This window comes from Tardiphaga sp. P9-11 (assembly GCF_008329525.1).
GTDB lineage: Bacteria > Pseudomonadota > Alphaproteobacteria > Rhizobiales > Xanthobacteraceae > Tardiphaga.
Genome location: NZ_NPKQ01000018.1, coordinates 1 through 14,477, shown reverse-complemented (window position 1 = coordinate 14,477; position 14,477 = coordinate 1). Strand labels below are relative to the sequence as shown.

At 60.0% G+C, this 14,477-nt stretch carries 14 protein-coding genes; 10 read left to right on the top strand and 4 right to left on the bottom strand.

All coding sequences use genetic code 11. The features are described from left to right. Positions 1-17 precede the first annotated feature (17 nt). From CIW50_RS28355 to CIW50_RS28340, 4 genes are all read left to right on the top strand, one after another. On the top strand, positions 18-1,619 hold the full coding sequence (locus CIW50_RS28355; protein WP_149534501.1) for an FAD-dependent monooxygenase: 1,602 nt from the start codon (positions 18-20) through the stop codon (positions 1,617-1,619). Between the two features lie 69 nt (positions 1,620-1,688). Beyond that, on the top strand, positions 1,689-3,422 hold the full coding sequence (locus CIW50_RS28350) for a thiamine pyrophosphate-requiring protein (protein ID WP_149534500.1): 1,734 nt from the start codon (positions 1,689-1,691) through the stop codon (positions 3,420-3,422). A gap of 53 nt (positions 3,423-3,475) precedes the next feature. Continuing rightward, complete coding sequence (locus tag CIW50_RS28345; RefSeq protein WP_149534499.1) at positions 3,476-4,453, top strand: Bug family tripartite tricarboxylate transporter substrate binding protein; 978 nt, start codon at positions 3,476-3,478, stop codon at positions 4,451-4,453. Positions 4,454-4,471: 18 nt separating this feature from the next. Beyond that, complete coding sequence (locus tag CIW50_RS28340) at positions 4,472-6,151, top strand: FAD-dependent oxidoreductase (RefSeq protein WP_502707556.1); 1,680 nt, start codon at positions 4,472-4,474, stop codon at positions 6,149-6,151. A gap of 261 nt (positions 6,152-6,412) precedes the next feature. Here the strand turns inward: CIW50_RS28340 and CIW50_RS28335 are convergent, their stop codons facing one another. Beyond that, entirely contained in the window at positions 6,413-7,234 is an 822-nt protein-coding gene (locus tag CIW50_RS28335; protein WP_149534498.1) for a DUF1365 domain-containing protein, read from the bottom strand. Then, positions 7,234-8,583: an NAD(P)/FAD-dependent oxidoreductase gene (locus CIW50_RS28330; protein WP_149534497.1), complete on the bottom strand. Its 1,350-nt coding sequence runs from the start codon at positions 8,581-8,583 to the stop codon at positions 7,234-7,236. The genes CIW50_RS28335 and CIW50_RS28330 overlap by 1 nt, the downstream gene beginning before the upstream one ends. A 136-nt stretch (positions 8,584-8,719) precedes the next feature. Between CIW50_RS28330 and CIW50_RS28325 the strand changes: the two genes are divergently transcribed. The 4 genes from CIW50_RS28325 (at position 8,720) to CIW50_RS28310 (ending at position 12,021) form a co-directional block, all read left to right on the top strand. Beyond that, positions 8,720-9,373, top strand: coding sequence for a sigma-70 family RNA polymerase sigma factor (locus CIW50_RS28325; RefSeq protein WP_246664499.1), 654 nt, complete (start codon positions 8,720-8,722; stop codon positions 9,371-9,373). Next, entirely contained in the window at positions 9,370-10,020 is a 651-nt protein-coding gene (locus CIW50_RS28320) for a ChrR family anti-sigma-E factor (protein WP_149534496.1), read from the top strand. The genes CIW50_RS28325 and CIW50_RS28320 overlap by 4 nt, the downstream gene beginning before the upstream one ends. Before the next feature lie 142 nt (positions 10,021-10,162). Next, a complete protein-coding gene (locus CIW50_RS28315) occupies positions 10,163-10,996 on the top strand; it encodes a DUF1295 domain-containing protein (protein ID WP_149534495.1) in 834 nt (277 codons plus the stop codon). Continuing rightward, positions 10,993-12,021: an SAM-dependent methyltransferase gene (locus CIW50_RS28310; protein ID WP_149534494.1), complete on the top strand. Its 1,029-nt coding sequence runs from the start codon at positions 10,993-10,995 to the stop codon at positions 12,019-12,021. Before CIW50_RS28315 ends, CIW50_RS28310 begins: the two co-directional genes overlap by 4 nt. 191 nt (positions 12,022-12,212) lie before the next feature. Here the strand turns inward: CIW50_RS28310 and CIW50_RS28305 are convergent, their stop codons facing one another. Beyond that, on the bottom strand, positions 12,213-12,623 hold the full coding sequence (locus tag CIW50_RS28305) for a DUF2177 family protein (protein ID WP_149534493.1): 411 nt from the start codon (positions 12,621-12,623) through the stop codon (positions 12,213-12,215). Positions 12,624-12,937: 314 nt separating this feature from the next. On the opposite strand from CIW50_RS28305, the gene CIW50_RS29290 reads away from it, so the two are divergent. Both CIW50_RS29290 and CIW50_RS28300 read left to right on the top strand, forming a co-directional pair. Beyond that, positions 12,938-13,114, top strand: coding sequence for a hypothetical protein (locus CIW50_RS29290; protein ID WP_172980504.1), 177 nt, complete (start codon positions 12,938-12,940; stop codon positions 13,112-13,114). Positions 13,115-13,184: 70 nt separating this feature from the next. Continuing rightward, complete coding sequence (locus tag CIW50_RS28300; protein ID WP_149534492.1) at positions 13,185-13,538, top strand: response regulator; 354 nt, start codon at positions 13,185-13,187, stop codon at positions 13,536-13,538. Positions 13,539-14,316: 778 nt separating this feature from the next. Here CIW50_RS28300 and CIW50_RS28295 read toward each other — a convergent pair. After that, a partial coding sequence (locus tag CIW50_RS28295; RefSeq protein ID WP_149534491.1) for a DUF892 family protein occupies positions 14,317-14,477 on the bottom strand: 161 nt, incomplete at its 5' end.

Sequence of the window (14,477 nt, the reverse complement as noted above, 5' to 3'; positions counted from 1 at the left end):
AAGCGGGCAGGCGAGGAATGACGGTCGAGACTTTGTCCTCACCGCAGGTGATCATTGTCGGGGGCGGGCCGGTCGGCCTTGGACTCGCTATCGATCTCGGCCAGCGCGGCGTTCGATGCGTCCTTATCGAAAAATACGAGAGTCCGCAGCAGGTCCCAAAAGGGCAGAACCTGACCCAGCGCACGCTTGAGCACTTTCACTTCTGGGGCGCTGAACCAGCGTTGCGGGCGGCGCGTACGATCCCCCGCGAATACGGTATCGGCGGCATGACCGCGTATGGCACGCTCCTGAGCGACTACCGCTACGATTGGCTGCAGCGAGAATTGGTGCGTCCTTTCTACTTCATGGATAATGAGCGCCTGCCGCAATATGCGACCGAGGCCGTATTACGACAAAGGGTCAGCGAGCTTCCCTCGGTCGAGACGCTGTATGGCTGGAGCGCCGAGTCGGTGGCGCAGGACGACGGCGGTGTCGAAGTCTCGCTGCGCGGGCGCGGTAGCGGCGAGACGCGCCGGCTGCGCGCGGCATATGCGGTCGGCTGCGACGGCAGCCGGTCTCTGGTCCGCGATGTCTGCGGCATCACCCAGACCAAATCGGATCACGATCGGCTGATGGTGCTGTTGGTGTTCCGTTCGGAGCAACTCCACAAGCTGCTCGAACGCTATCCGAACAAGTCCTTCTACAATGTCCTGCATCCGGACCTGAAAGGCTATTGGCGCTTCTTCGGCCGGGTCGATCTCGGCACAACCTGGTTTTTCCACGCACCGGTGCCGATGGGCACCACCAAAGATAATTTCGATTTTCGCGCGCTGCTACGCGAGGCAGTCGGGGCGGATTTTGACGTGGAGTTTGAACACGTCGGCTTCTGGGAGTTGCGCGTCGCGACCGCTGATCGCTATCGCAGCGGCCGCGTATTCGTGGCAGGCGATGCCGCTCACAGCCATCCGCCGTATGGCGGATACGGTATCAACACCGGCCTCGAAGACGCCGTCAATCTCGGGTGGAAACTGACCGCTGTCTTGCAGGGCTGGGCTGGCCCGAAGCTGCTCGACACCTATGACGAGGAGAGACGCCCCGTCTTCGTCTCGACCGCGCGCGACTTCATCGAGAAGGCGATCGAGAGCGATCGCGATTTCCTTGCCGGATATGATCCGGCGATCGACAAGGCGGCCTTCGAATCCGAGTGGCAGGCGCGCGCGTCGGGCGCCCGCTCGGAGGTGCATTCGTTCGAGCCGAATTATGAGGGGTCGTCGATCATGACGGGTGCGAACGGCCGCGCGCCGAGCGCCATCGGTGGACATGAATTCACGGCGCGCGCCGGGCACCATCTGGCGCCGTATCGAATGATTTCCGGCCGGGACGTCTATGACGAACTGGGCGCGGACTTCACCCTGATTGATCTCGGCGCGACGCCTGAAACCGTGGTGGAATTCCAGTCGGCGGCTGATGCCCTCCGTGTGCCGTTGAAGGTCGTGACGGAAAAAACCGAAGCAGCGCAGAAGCACTACGGCGCAAACCTGATCCTGGTGCGGCCCGACCAGTTCGTCGCATTCGACGCCAAGGATGCGCCGACCGATGCTCACCAGGTGCTGCGCCGGGCGATCGGCAACACCGGATGATTTAGCGCGACCACGATCAAGATGACGACGCCGGAAAACGGTGCGAAATAACAAAGGGAGTTCCAAGGCATGAGCCGTCACAGCGCTGCGCACTATTTCCTTGAAGGGCTCGTCGATCTCGGCGTCGAGTATATCTTCGCCAATCTCGGCACCGACCATGTCTCGCTGATCGAAGAAATCGCACGTTGGGACGCCGAAGGGCGCAAGCACCCCGAAGTCATTCTTTGCCCGCATGAGATTGTGGCGGTCCACATGGCGGGCGGCTACGCGCTCGCGACCGGACGGGGCCAAGCCGTCTTCGTGCATGTCGACGCCGGCACGGCCAATGCCTGCATGTCGGTCCAGAATCTGTTCCGCTATCGGCTTCCGCTGATGCTGTTCGCCGGCCGCGCACCGTTCACGCTGCATGGCGAGTTGCCGGGATCGCGCGACACCTATGTGCACTTCGTGCAGGACCCGTTCGACATCGCCAGCATTGTCCGGCCTTATGTCAAATGGGAATATTCATTGCCGTCGGGCGTCGTCGTGAAGGAAGCGCTGGCGCGCGCCAGTGCTTTCATGCAGAGCGCGCCGCCCGGACCGGTCTACATGATGCTGCCGCGGGAAACGCTGGCGGAGGAGTGGGATGCCGATCAGATGCCGCAATACGCGCCCGCGCGCTACGGCAGCGTCGCGCTCGGCGGCATCGATCCGGAACGTGTCGATGCCATCGCGCGCAAGCTGATGGCGGCCAGCAATCCGATCGCGATCACGGCCTATCTCGGCCGCAATCCGGAGGCCGTCGAAGCGCTCGAAGCGCTCGCGCTCGCCTGCGGAATTCGCGTGGTCGAATTCAACTCGATCGACTTCAATATTTCGCAGGCCTCGCCATGCTTCGCCGGCTTCGATCCGCAGCCGCTTCTCGATGAGGCCGATCTCGGGTTTTTGCTCGATACCGACGTGCCATTCGTGCCGCAATATGCCAGGCACTTCGCTAAGATCGACTGGATTCAGATCGACGTCGATCCGCTCAAGGCGGATTTCCCGATGTGGGGATTCCCGACCGATCTGCGCATTCAAGCCGATTGCGCAAAGGTACTCCGCCAGGTGCTCGAGCGCGTGCAGTCGCTTGCGGACGACGCCTATCGCACATCGGTCGCGAAACGCATCGCGAGCTGGGACGAGGCCCGCCGCGTCCGCGACAATAAACGCAAGGCCGCGGCAGCTACGCAAGGGACGATCGGCGGCCTCGGCACGGCTTACGTTCTTGCGACGCTGAACGACAGGCTTTCATCGCAGGATGTCGTCATCAACGAGGCGATCCGCAATGGGCCGATCGTGCAGGAACAGATCGTCCGCACAGAACCGCAAACCTATGTCGGTCTCGCCGGCGGCGGCCTTGGCTTTTCGGGAGGCATGGCGCTCGGGCTCAAGCTCGCCCAGCCTCAACGTCGCATCGTCCAGATCATCGGTGATGGCGGCTTTCATTTCTCGTCGCCGGATTCCGTCTATGCCGTCGCGCAGCAATACGGGATCCCGATTCTCACCGTGGTGCTCGACAATGGCGGCTGGCAGGCCGTCAAATCGTCGGTTCAGCGCGTCTATCCCAAGGGTTCAGCAGCCGCGAGCAACGCTTTCCAGTCGCAGTTGCGCTCTGGAAGGCAGGACGAGCGGCGAAGCTTTTCCGAAGTCGGGCGAGCGTTCGGCGCACACGGCGAGCATGTGCGGGACCCGGAGGCGCTTGCTGCTGCAATCGATCGTTGTCTCGCCGTCGTGGATGGTGGCCGCGCAGCCGTCTTGCATGTCGAAATTACCCCGCTGTAAGGGGCAAGCGGCCGTCAGAGCCGCACATCATCGTCAACATTCGGGAGGATACTATGAGAGCCGGACGTCTCGCCGCATTGTTCTGCCTCGGTCTCGCGCTGCATGTCACGGCGGCCAGAGCCTCGGATGAGGCGAGCACATATCCGAACCGCCCGATCCGCCTCGTCGTCGGCTTCACCGCCGGCGGCGGGAACGACATCATCGCGCGCGTGATCGGGCAGAAACTATCAGAGAGCCTTGGTCAACCTGTTATCGTCGAAAACAAGCCGGGCGCCGGTGCCGTCGTCGCGACCGAATTCGTCGCGCGGTCCGCACCCGATGGTTATACATTGCTGATCGGCGCGAGCGGCGCGATGGTGATCAACCCCGCGGTCTATGAGAAGCTCAACTACGACACGCTTCGCGACTTCGTTCCGATCTCCGAACTGGGCTCGTTTCCGCTGATGCTGATCGTGAAGGCGTCTTCGCCGTTCACCTCGGTCGCCGATCTCGTCGCTTATGCGAAGGCCAATCCGGGCAAGTCGAACTATTCGTCGGCTTCCGCTGCCTTCCAGCTTGCGACCGAACTGTTCAAGCAGAGGACGGGCGCGCCCATGCAGATGATCCCCTACAAAGGCGCCAATGATAGCGTCACGGCCGTGATCGCCGGCGATGTCACGGCGACAATCGCCGACGCCGGGCCGGTGATGGGTCAGATCACGGGTGGTCAGGCCCGCGCACTCGCGGTCGCCGCGCCCAAGAGGATGGCGGAACTGCCCGACGTGCCGACAATGAAGGAAGCCGGTGCGGACTTCGAGGCCGTGCTGTGGAGCGGGGTCTTTGCGCCGAAGGCAACGCCACCCGCCATCGTGAAGAAGCTGGAAGACGAGTTCGTGCGGATTGCGCGGATGCCTGATGTCATCGCGCGCCTCAAGACCCTCAGTATCGACTCCGTCGGCAACACATCGGATGAGTTTTCGCGGATCATCGCATCCGATATCGAGCGCTGGGTCGCGGTTGCTCGCGCCGGAAACATTCGGCTCACGCAGTGAGTATTTCCGGCAGAGGGGATGGCGGTGAGCGCTGATACGGTTCGTCTGAACGCTGACGTGGTGGTGGTTGGCGCTGGGCCGGTCGGCCTCGCGCTCGCGATGGATCTGGCCTGGCGCGGCGTAGAGGTGATCGTCCTCGAGGCACGCCCGCGCGGTGAGCCGCCGAACGTCAAATCAAACCACGTATCGGCCCGATCGATGGAAATCTTCCGCAGGCTTGGCGTGGCCGGAAAGGTGCGCGACGCCGGGCTGCCCGCGGATTATCCAAACGACGTCGCGTACCGTACTGCATTTCTCGGGCGCGAGATCACGCGCATTCCGATTCCCTGCCGCGCGGACCGCTATACTGCCGCGGGAGGCCCCGACACCGACTGGCCGACGCCCGAGCCGCCGCACCGGATCAACCAGATCTATCTGGAGCCGGTGCTGTTCGCGCATCTCGAAGCGATGCCGGGGGTTCGTATCCTGTCGGCGACCACGCTTACGGACTTCACTCAATCCGAACACGGCGTCGTGGCGCGCGCAACGGACGCGCAAGGAACGGCGGTCGAGATCACATGCGCCTATCTGGTCGGTTGCGACGGCGGCCGTTCCGGCGTTCGCAAGGCCATCGGGGCGACGTTGAGCGGCGACGTCGCCCTGCAGCATGTTCAGTCGAGCTATATCCGTGCGCCAAGCCTGTTGCCTATGCTGCGCAAGAAGGGCGGTGTTCCCGCCTGGGCGTCGTTTTCCCTCAATCCGCAACAGTCGGGCAATGTTTACGCGATCGACGGGCGAGAGACCTGGCTGGTCCATGTCTATCTCAAGCCCGGAGTGACGGACTTCGAAGCGGTCGATCGCGATCAGGCGATACGCACTGTACTCGGCGTCGATGGCTCGTTCGCCTACGATCTCCTGAGCAAGGAAGACTGGATAGGTCGTCGTCTGATCGTCGACCGGATGCGGCGCGATCGCGTCTTCATCTGCGGCGACGCCAGCCATCTTTGGGTTCCCTATGCGGGCTACGGCATGAACGCCGGTATTGCAGATGCCGCAAACCTGGCCTGGCTATTGGCCGCCCGCATTGCCGGTTGGGGCGCCGATGGCATTCTTGCAGCCTACGAGGCCGAACGGCTGCCGATCACTGAACAGGTGTCGCATTTCGCGATGAACCACGCCCATGCCATGACGAAAGCGCGTGGAGCGGTCTCGTCCCAGATCGACGCGGAAGGGCCGTCGGCCGACGCCTATCGCGCTTCGATCGCTAAATCGACCTACGATCTCAACGTCCAGCAATATTGCTGCGCAGGACTAAACTTCGGCTATTACTACGAACGATCTCCGCTGATCGTCTATGACGGCGAGGTCGCTCCTCCTTATTCGATGGGCGAATTCACCGCTTCAACAGCGCCCGGCGCGCGCGTGCCGCATTTCACGCTTGCGGACGGGCGATCGCTGTATGATGCGTTCAGTCACGGCTACAATTTGCTGCGCTTTGATCCTACCGTAGATGTGACGGCTTTGATGAGAGCCGCGCGCATAAAGGGCGTTCCGATCGACCTGCTCGATATTATCCCTGTATCAGCACCTGACGTTTATCGGCACAAGCTCATACTCGCGCGCCCCGACCAGCATGTCGCCTGGCGTGGCGATCAAATCCCGGCAGAGCCGGAAGCGCTTATCAACGCGATCCGAGGGGCAGACACGATCCGCGACTGAGCGACCGCTATTGGCGCAGAGCGGACGTCGGCGTTCTAATCTGCTCCTGAAAATGGATCGTTACTGTGCCGGGTTTTGTACTCCAGCGCGTTCATTAGTGGTCTCCATTACCCGTAATTGGGTGACGGACGTTTAGCGGCCCCGTTGTCCTGATAAGAGTGACTACGAAGGCGGATAATTGGGAGTTTACTGATTAGCCGGTGGAAGGTGCCGAGCAAACCTTGCTTTCGGCGGGTGAGGTGCCGCACTCCGCTGATTTGATTATCGGAGGACATTTGTCGTGTCTTGCGTCAAACGAGTTGCGGCTTCGAGATCGCGGCCTAGTGTTATCGGTTGATCGGGTGGAGAGGGACGATGATGCCTGCGAATGCCCTTGAGCCAGATCAGCAACGCTTCCCAGTGGATGCCTGCGATCACTTTCAAGGTCAGCAGGGGGTAAGTGCAGAAGGCGCGCGCCAGCGTGGCGTCGGTCAGATCCTGGCGGGTGGCGGCGAGCTTGGCGATGATCAGCGGCCCTTGTGTATCGTGACCGATGACCGAAACCGCCAGATTTTTCCCCGGAGGCACGACAGAAAACGAATAGACCATGTCGGTGCTCATGAAGGGTGAGACGTAAAACGACTTCTGGCTTTTCTGACGGATTGGCAATTTCGTGTTGCGAGCAACGGGAATGAGATAATTGTGACGCTCACCGAACGTATTGCTGACCTCGTAGAAGATCGCCGAAATCGAGTTGTCCCGTCGGTGGCAGAAATAGATGCTGAGCGGATTGAAGGCGTATCCCAGGATCCGCGGCATGGTGAGAATCCGGAGCGGGCCGCCGGCTTCGATGCCGGCCTCTCGCAAATGCCGTTCGATCCTGGCGCGCGGCGACGTGGTCTCTCCCTCGCCGTAATCCCGATCATGGAAGCTGAAGACGTTGAAGCGATTGTGCGAGAAGAGGTGCAGCCTGCCTGCCAGCATATCGACTTCATCAAGATCGAGAAGCATGTAGAAAATGCTGTAGCGCAGCCGATGCTCTCTTGGCCGCAATCGGTGATGCATCACCGAGCCGGCGTAGAGGGCTGAATGAAAGCCGGACATCAGGCAGCCTCCGTTTCAGGCGTGGCGAGCACGACCTCATGAACATGGATGCGGCCGGATTCGTCAGCGACCGTCCAGGGTCGCCGCAGGTCTCCGAGGGCTTCAGCGACGGCAAGACCGGCCTGTAATCCATCCTCGTGGAAGCCGGCGCCGAAATAGGCGCCGCAAAACCATGTATTGCGCTTGCCCTGCAACGACCAAAGCTCTCTCTGCGCCTGCATCGCCTGCGCATCGAAACGGGGATGGCTGTAGCGCATTTCCCTGAGAACAGCGTTGGGTGCGATCTCCCGGTGGGGATTGAGCGTGACGAAAAGCGGTCGCTCACTTTTGATTTCCTGAAGACGGTTCATCCAATACGTCACGGCCAGCTTGCGACCGTCATCATCGTCCCTGGCCATGTAGTTCCAGCTCGACCAGACCCGGTGGCGGCGCGGCATCAAGCGAGGGTCCGAATGAAGGACTGCATCGTTGTCGATATAGTCGAACGCGCCGAGCAGTCGTCGTTCCTCACTGCTCGGATCAGCAAGCATTTGAAGCGCCTGATCCGCGTGGGTGGCAATCACCACCTGATCGAAACGGCGACGATCACCATCATATCCGACGACTTCGGAACCGTTCGTGCTGCGAACGATCGTACTGATCGGATAGTTAGACACCACTTCGGCTATGCCGCCAGCAAGCACTCGCACATAGGAGCGGCTGCCGCCGCACACGGTGCGCCAGGTGGGGCGGCTCGACAGCTTCAGGAGGCCGTGGGTTTCGCAGAATTTTATGAATGAAGCCGCTGGATAGGCGCCGATCTTTGCGGCAGGCGTGGACCAAATGGCGGCCGCCATCGGATAGAGATGATCGTTGCGGAATCCTTCTCCGTAGCCGGCGGCGTCGAGATACTCATCGAGCGTCATCAAGCCCAAGGCCGCCACATTGCGTGGCGCCTCGCGATAGAAGCGCACAAGGTCGCGCAGCATCCGCCAGAAGCGTGGGCTGATCGCGTTGCGACCCTGCGCGAACAGGCCCAGAAGGCCGGTCCCGGAATATTCAAGCCTGCCATCGTCGAGCGAGACGGCAAATGACATGTCGGATCGCTTCGTGGCGACGCCGATGTGCTCAAAGAGTGCTGTCAGGTTTGGATAGGTGGATTCGTTAAAGACGATAAAGCCAGTATCGATCGCGGCGCCCGCGGCATCGACCGTGTGGCTGTGCCCACCCAGGCGGCTATCCGCTTCGTAAAGGACAACCCGATGTCGTTTTGAAAGCAGCCACGCTGCGGACAGGCCGGAAATACCGCTCCCTACAACCGCGATGTCGAGGCTTCCGCTATGTGCCGCCGCGGGGTTAAAGTTGGTCATTCTATCATCACTCGCAGCAATCTTTCCGGTCAAAGGACTTCCCTCCACGCGCCAAGCTCAATATTTACGGAACTCAGCGCGTATTAGATCACTCGAGGCGTGATCCGATTGGGGGGAGGGCGCGTATGAAGGGCAAATGGATGCTGCAAGATTACATCTCGACATCAGACGCACGCGGCAGGTCCGTCCGGCGGCGAGGCTCATTGTTTTGAACGAGGGCATTCAAAAAGAGGTGCTGCCCTCTCCTGTAGAGCTCATCCGCCTGCTAGATGCCGTTGCGCGGGCGCAGGATCGCAAGGCGTTCGCGCAGCTCTTCGCCTATTTCGCGCCGCGTGTGAAAGGCTTCCTTATTCGGACCGGCCTCGCGGAGTCGGTTGCCGAGGAAGTGACACAGGAAGTTATGATCGCGGTATGGAGAAAGGCGTCCTATTTCGATCCGAGCCGGGCGGGCGCGTCGACATGGGTGTTTACGATTGCTCGTAATCAGAGGATCGACCGGCTGCGCCGCACGCGCTCCCGGACAGCCGATCATCTCTTGGATCTGAGTGACGAACCCGACACGCCGCCGTCGGGCGAAGATATTATGATCATGGCAGAGCGTGAAGAAGAGGTCCGGAAGGCGTTGGCGACCCTATCAAATGAACAGGCAACCATCGTGAAACTCTCTTTCTTCTCCGAAGCGCCGCATTCGGAGATCGCTCGAGAGCTGGGCATCCCGCTCGGCACCGTAAAATCCCGCGTCCGGCTCGCATTGAACCGGCTGCGAACCCTGTTGGACCGCGATATATGACGATCAACCATCACCCCAGCGACGAAACGCTTTTGCGTCTTGCGACCGGAGCATTGGGCGCCGGCCCGGCGCTGGTCATCCGCGTCCACCTCGAAGGATGTTCCGTTTGCCGCGAGCGCTTAACCCGGTTCGAGGCTGTGGGCGGCACCATCATCGACGAGATGCGCTTGGCTCCGCTTGCTGCGGATTTGTTCGGACGGACCATGGAGCGGCTGGAGAGCATGCCATCCACATTGGTGACAGAACCCGGGCCGAGGAAACAGCCGGACCTGGGTATCGAACTCCCTCATGCAATGCGCCACTGCGAAATTGGTCCCTGGCGATGGCTTGGCCCCGGCTTCAAATGGAGCAAGGTCAAAATTGCCGGAAGTCCACATGCCAAGGTCATGATGCTCAAGGGTAAAGCGGGGCTTTATCTGCCTGCCCATGGACACACCGGCATGGAGTTTATGCAGATTCTGTCTGGATCGCTGTCGGACGAGCGCAGTCAATATTTTCCCGGCGATCTCGACGAAGCTGACGATGAAGTCAATCACCGGCCCGTTGTCGGCGAGAAGTCGGATTGCGTCTGTCTCGCTGCTTTGGAAGGAGATACGCGCCTTCATGGATTTCTGGGGCGTCTCCTACGTCCGATCGTGGGATTCTGAACAATGGCAGCGGCACAGCCGATCAGCTTCCTTTGGCTAGCCTCGGTCGGCCTATGAAGATGTTTCATGAGGTCGTGAAATTGGCCTTGCGAGAAAGCCGTCGCGATATTGTGCCGGATTGGACGGCACGGGACAGGATCGCATGACAATGGCTATCGCAATCGTTGTGCTTGCGATTTTGCTTTCACTGACCATGGCGGGAGCATGGTTGGTCGCGCTTCGAACCGGCCAGTCAGGATGGATCGACGCGATATGGTCGTTTGCCACGGGCTTGTTTGGCGCTGCGGCCGCTCTTCTTCCGTTCGCCGGGGGGGAAATGTCATCGCGTCAGATACTTGTGGCAGTGCTGGCGCTCTTGTGGGCGCTGCGTCTCGGTATCCACATCGTGGCGCGCACCGCGCGGGGCGGCGATGATCCTCGCTACCGGCACTTGCGCGAACAGTGGGGAAGCGCCTTCAGATCGCGCCTGTTCTGGTTCCTGCAAATCCAGGCGTTGGCTGCGCTGGTACTCGTCCTCTCTATAACGATCGCGGCGCAAAATCCGTCTCCTGGCCTGAGGGTCCTAGACTGGCTCGGAATTGCCATCCTGATTACGGCCGTTGTCGGGGAAACGATCGCGGATCGCCAGCTTTCCGCCTTTCGCCTAGACCCCGGAAACCAGGGAAAAGTTTGCGACGTCGGGCTCTGGGGCAGGTCACGCCACCCAAACTATTTTTTTGAATGGTTGGGATGGCTGGCTTATGCCGTGATCGCGGTCGATCTCACAGGCGTCTATCCGCCGGGGTGGCTGGCTTTTGCCGGGCCATTGCTGATGTACTGGCTCCTCGTCCACGCCTCCGGCATTCCGCCTCTCGAAGGGCACATGCTGCGCTCGCGCGGCAAGGCCTTCCGAGAATACCAGCGCCGCGTCAACGCATTCTGGCCCGGCCCGCAGAGCGGCGCTGGCGCCGCCGGCAACAAAGAAGACCTTCGATGAGCCTGATCTCCTCGGCGATACGCGTGGCGGAGCGCCGTCCGCTTCCCGACCCGATGACGCGAATGGGCATCGAGTTTCTGGTCGGGCGCACAAGAAGTAAACTTGCCGCTGCAAGCGATCGCGAGGAAGGCAATTTTGCGCGCGCCATGGAAGAGTACCCGATCGCAGAACATGCGAACGCTGCCAACGCACAGCACTACGAATTGCCGCCCGAGTTCTTTGCCCTTACGCTCGGCCCACGTCGCAAATATTCCTGTTGCCTCTATTCGACGGGGCACGAAACGCTGGCCGATGCCGAGCGCTTGGCGCTTGAGGAAACGGTTGCGCATGCCGGTCTCGCCGACGGACAGTCGATCCTGGAACTCGGCTGCGGCTGGGGCTCGCTGACGCTGTTCATGGCTGAGCGTTTCCCTCGCACCAATATCACCGCGGTTTCGAATTCAACCCCGCAACGGCTTCACATCGAGGCGGAGGCCGTCGCCCGCGGTTTGGGAAATATCCGCGTCGTCACTGCCGACATGAACGCTTTTGAGCCGGACAGCATATACGATCGGGTCGTGTCGGTCGAAATGTTCGAACACATGTCCAACTGGCGGAGTTTGCTTGCGCGCATCAAGACATGGCTTGCACCCCAGCAGGGGCGGCTGTTCATTCACGTCTTCAGCCACAGGCGCAGTTCCTATCGCTTCGACCACAACAACGAGGCCGATTGGATCGGGCAGCATTTCTTCACCGGCGGGATCATGCCGAGCCATGGCCTGATCCGGCAATTTCCGGACTGCTTTGCCGTTGAACAAGACTGGCGCTGGAACGGCCTTCATTATCAGAAAACGGCAATCGACTGGCTGGCCCGCTTCGACGCAAACCGCCCGCACATTGATCGCATTCTGAGTAAGGTCTATGGACCGGATGCGGGGCTTTGGCGTCAACGCTGGCGTCTGTTCTACCTGGCGACGGCAGGGCTCTTCGGGCATGCCGGCGGTGAAGAATGGGGTGTGAGCCACTACCTCCTGCGCCCGACATAACGCGTGGCATTCGTGATCTTAGTCCGAAAATCTGGCGGCGAGTTTTCGCTTACGCCGCTCACGATGATCCGATGGTCGCGCCCTGCAACTTGATCGCGCTTGTCGTGTGGAGATTTTTCTCTTTCTCTGCGCGCTGATTGCCGTGACTTCTTTCGACCATCGGCAATATTAGGCCGACGTCCTTAAGCTCGTCAGGATGAAGGTGTGAAGGTGCGCGTTATCAGAAATCCGATGGTCGCGGCAGACGCCGTCAGAAACGTTCCCCAGCATAGGTCTGCGATCGTCACCGCGAGCGGCCAGTTCCGCAACGTCGCCTGGTTGGTCAGATCGTAGGTCGCATACGCAACGAACCCGAGGAAAGCGCCGTAGAACGTGGCCGTTGTCAAACGCTGGCTGGCAATGGCCGGTGCAATGGCGAACACCACGATGCCCGCAACATAAATCAGATAGAAGAGCATCGCCGGTACCAGCCGGAAGCTATCAAGCAGCATCTCGCCCATCAGCGGTCGATATAGTCGCTGCGCCGCAAACATCAGCCAGATTGCGTCGATTGCGAGAAATACCAGACCCGTCGCGACATAGGCGATGCCATAGGTTTTCAATGTAATTTTCCTTTACCGAGTCGATGCTGAAGATTTTACGCGCCAGCGAGATGGCCGGATCACTCTGCCGCACGACAGTAATTGAAACAGGTTCAATTCCCGTTGAATGTGCTTCGGACGGCCGGTAGTGGAGCCCTGTAAAGAAACGGCCCGACGCTCAATCGAATCCATGAGCGCCGGGCCAAGCGGGCGACCCGATGACCCGGTCTTGTTTGGCTCGGTAAACTTCCCGGGCGCCGTCAGATTATGTGTTCCTTGCGCGGGAACTCTCTGAAAGGAAGTCCATTATCCGGTCTGAAAAACGGAGGTGTGTCATGAAACCAATGACCGAGGCTGACGAAAGCCGCCGACTGGGAAAAATTCAGTCTGACAAGGCTGGCAAGCTCCCTGAGGGCAGCGACAAGCAGGCTCACTTACAAAGAGATCGTGACTACGAAGCGGATGCTCGTTCGAAGGCGTGGCGGGACTCAAGTCTCAAGGCCCCGAAGTGATGCTTGGGAACGAATGTGCGTCAGCTAACTTAGGAGGGTGACAAGCTGGCGCTGGAGGATTGGTTTCGAAATGCCGACGGTACTGGTTGTTGAGGATGACGCCCTTATTCGGGATCTAGTTAGCGAAGAGCTGGCCGATGCGGGCTTTCAAGTTCTGCAGGTGGGAGACGCCCATCAAGCGATAGCGGTTCTGGAGGCTCGTCAGGATATCCATCTGGTTTTCACGGATATAGACATGCCGGGATCCATGGATGGGATCGCTCTCGCGGCCGCTGTCCGTGACAGGTGGCCGCCGGTCCACATCATTATCACCACCGGGAAGGCCAGGCCGATGACGATTCCGGCCAATGCGCTTTTCATTTCGAAGCCCTATCTGACCAAAGCGGTGGTCTCTGCGATGCGGACGTTTGAGAATATGCGCTAGGTTCGCGCTTCCGGCGCCGGTCAGGCGAGTAGATTGCTCTATCGCCGGCTTCCCCGATCGCTATCATTGAATGAAATTTCGATAATATCGCCGTTCCTAAAGTTCGTCGTGAAATCGGCAGCCACCCCCGATCGATGGCCGTTAAGTCGTTCACCTAAAATCTGTGCTAGAAACTCTGCAGACAAATTAATTGACACCTTGGACGTATATTCAACGCGGCGTCCCTTAATGCTAAGATGAACGATATGGATCGTGCCCTCATAGACTCCTTGCGGAAGGGACTTGCCCTTTCCTAAAGCGACATTGCTATTGAGAACGCGCAGGATGGCGAATCTAGTTGTTCTATGCACTCATTTCTCCATCGACGTCGTCCACGATCCCTCCATCGCTTTGTTGGTGGCGTCGATGTCCTAATTTGGAAAAACGTAGTTCGTTCCAGAGCGCCAGCGTCAGCTCGTAGTAGAGGCTATAGTAGTATCGCTTCGATACCCGGCGAGCCGGATGACAAGGAGCCGGAGTTCCGATCCCAGGTGGAACCTTGGCGTTGGGCGCTGTTATTCCACCAGCCTGATCACTCTGCGACGGTGCAGCCGATAGCGCGGGGCGCGCGTCATGGACCGGTTCATACACTTCGAGAATATCCGCCGGTACCGAAGGCTACTTGCCGAGGAAGAAGCGAAGGGCGAGCCACAAGCCAGTCCTGATGGCGGTCAAAAGAACTCAAACACTCGGTAAAGGAAGGCCGCCTCGGTGGGCGGCCTTTTTTGTAGTTAGCTCTTTAGGCTGCCTCAGCGTTGACGGCGGTGACCGCCAGCTTGGAAAGCGCGTCGTCGGTCTTCTTTTCTTCGCTCAACGTCTGGTCGATGAGCTTCACCGCATCCTTGTGGCCCAGCGTCGCCGCCCATGTCTTCAAAGTACCGTAACGGGAGATTTCGTAGT

Bases quoted from the DNA above. Each gene is read 5' to 3' on its own strand.
- CIW50_RS28330 (WP_149534497.1), bottom strand. From the start codon at position 8,583: ATGACCAACTTTAACCCCGCGGCGGCACATAGCGGAAGCCTCGACATC.
- CIW50_RS28335 (WP_149534498.1), bottom strand. From the start codon at position 7,234: ATGTCCGGCTTTCATTCAGCCCTCTACGCCGGCTCGGTGATGCATCAC.
- CIW50_RS28340 (WP_502707556.1), top strand. From the start codon at position 4,472: ATGGCGGTGAGCGCTGATACGGTTCGTCTGAACGCTGACGTGGTGGTG.
- CIW50_RS29290 (WP_172980504.1), top strand. From the start codon at position 12,938: ATGAAACCAATGACCGAGGCTGACGAAAGCCGCCGACTGGGAAAAATT.
- CIW50_RS28315 (WP_149534495.1), top strand. From the start codon at position 10,163: ATGACAATGGCTATCGCAATCGTTGTGCTTGCGATTTTGCTTTCACTG.
- CIW50_RS28350 (WP_149534500.1), top strand. From the start codon at position 1,689: ATGAGCCGTCACAGCGCTGCGCACTATTTCCTTGAAGGGCTCGTCGAT.
- CIW50_RS28310 (WP_149534494.1), top strand. From the start codon at position 10,993: ATGAGCCTGATCTCCTCGGCGATACGCGTGGCGGAGCGCCGTCCGCTT.
- CIW50_RS28300 (WP_149534492.1), top strand. From the start codon at position 13,185: ATGCCGACGGTACTGGTTGTTGAGGATGACGCCCTTATTCGGGATCTA.
- CIW50_RS28325 (WP_246664499.1), top strand. From the start codon at position 8,720: ATGGATGCTGCAAGATTACATCTCGACATCAGACGCACGCGGCAGGTC.
- CIW50_RS28345 (WP_149534499.1), top strand. From the start codon at position 3,476: ATGAGAGCCGGACGTCTCGCCGCATTGTTCTGCCTCGGTCTCGCGCTG.
- CIW50_RS28320 (WP_149534496.1), top strand. From the start codon at position 9,370: ATGACGATCAACCATCACCCCAGCGACGAAACGCTTTTGCGTCTTGCG.
- CIW50_RS28355 (WP_149534501.1), top strand. From the start codon at position 18: ATGACGGTCGAGACTTTGTCCTCACCGCAGGTGATCATTGTCGGGGGC.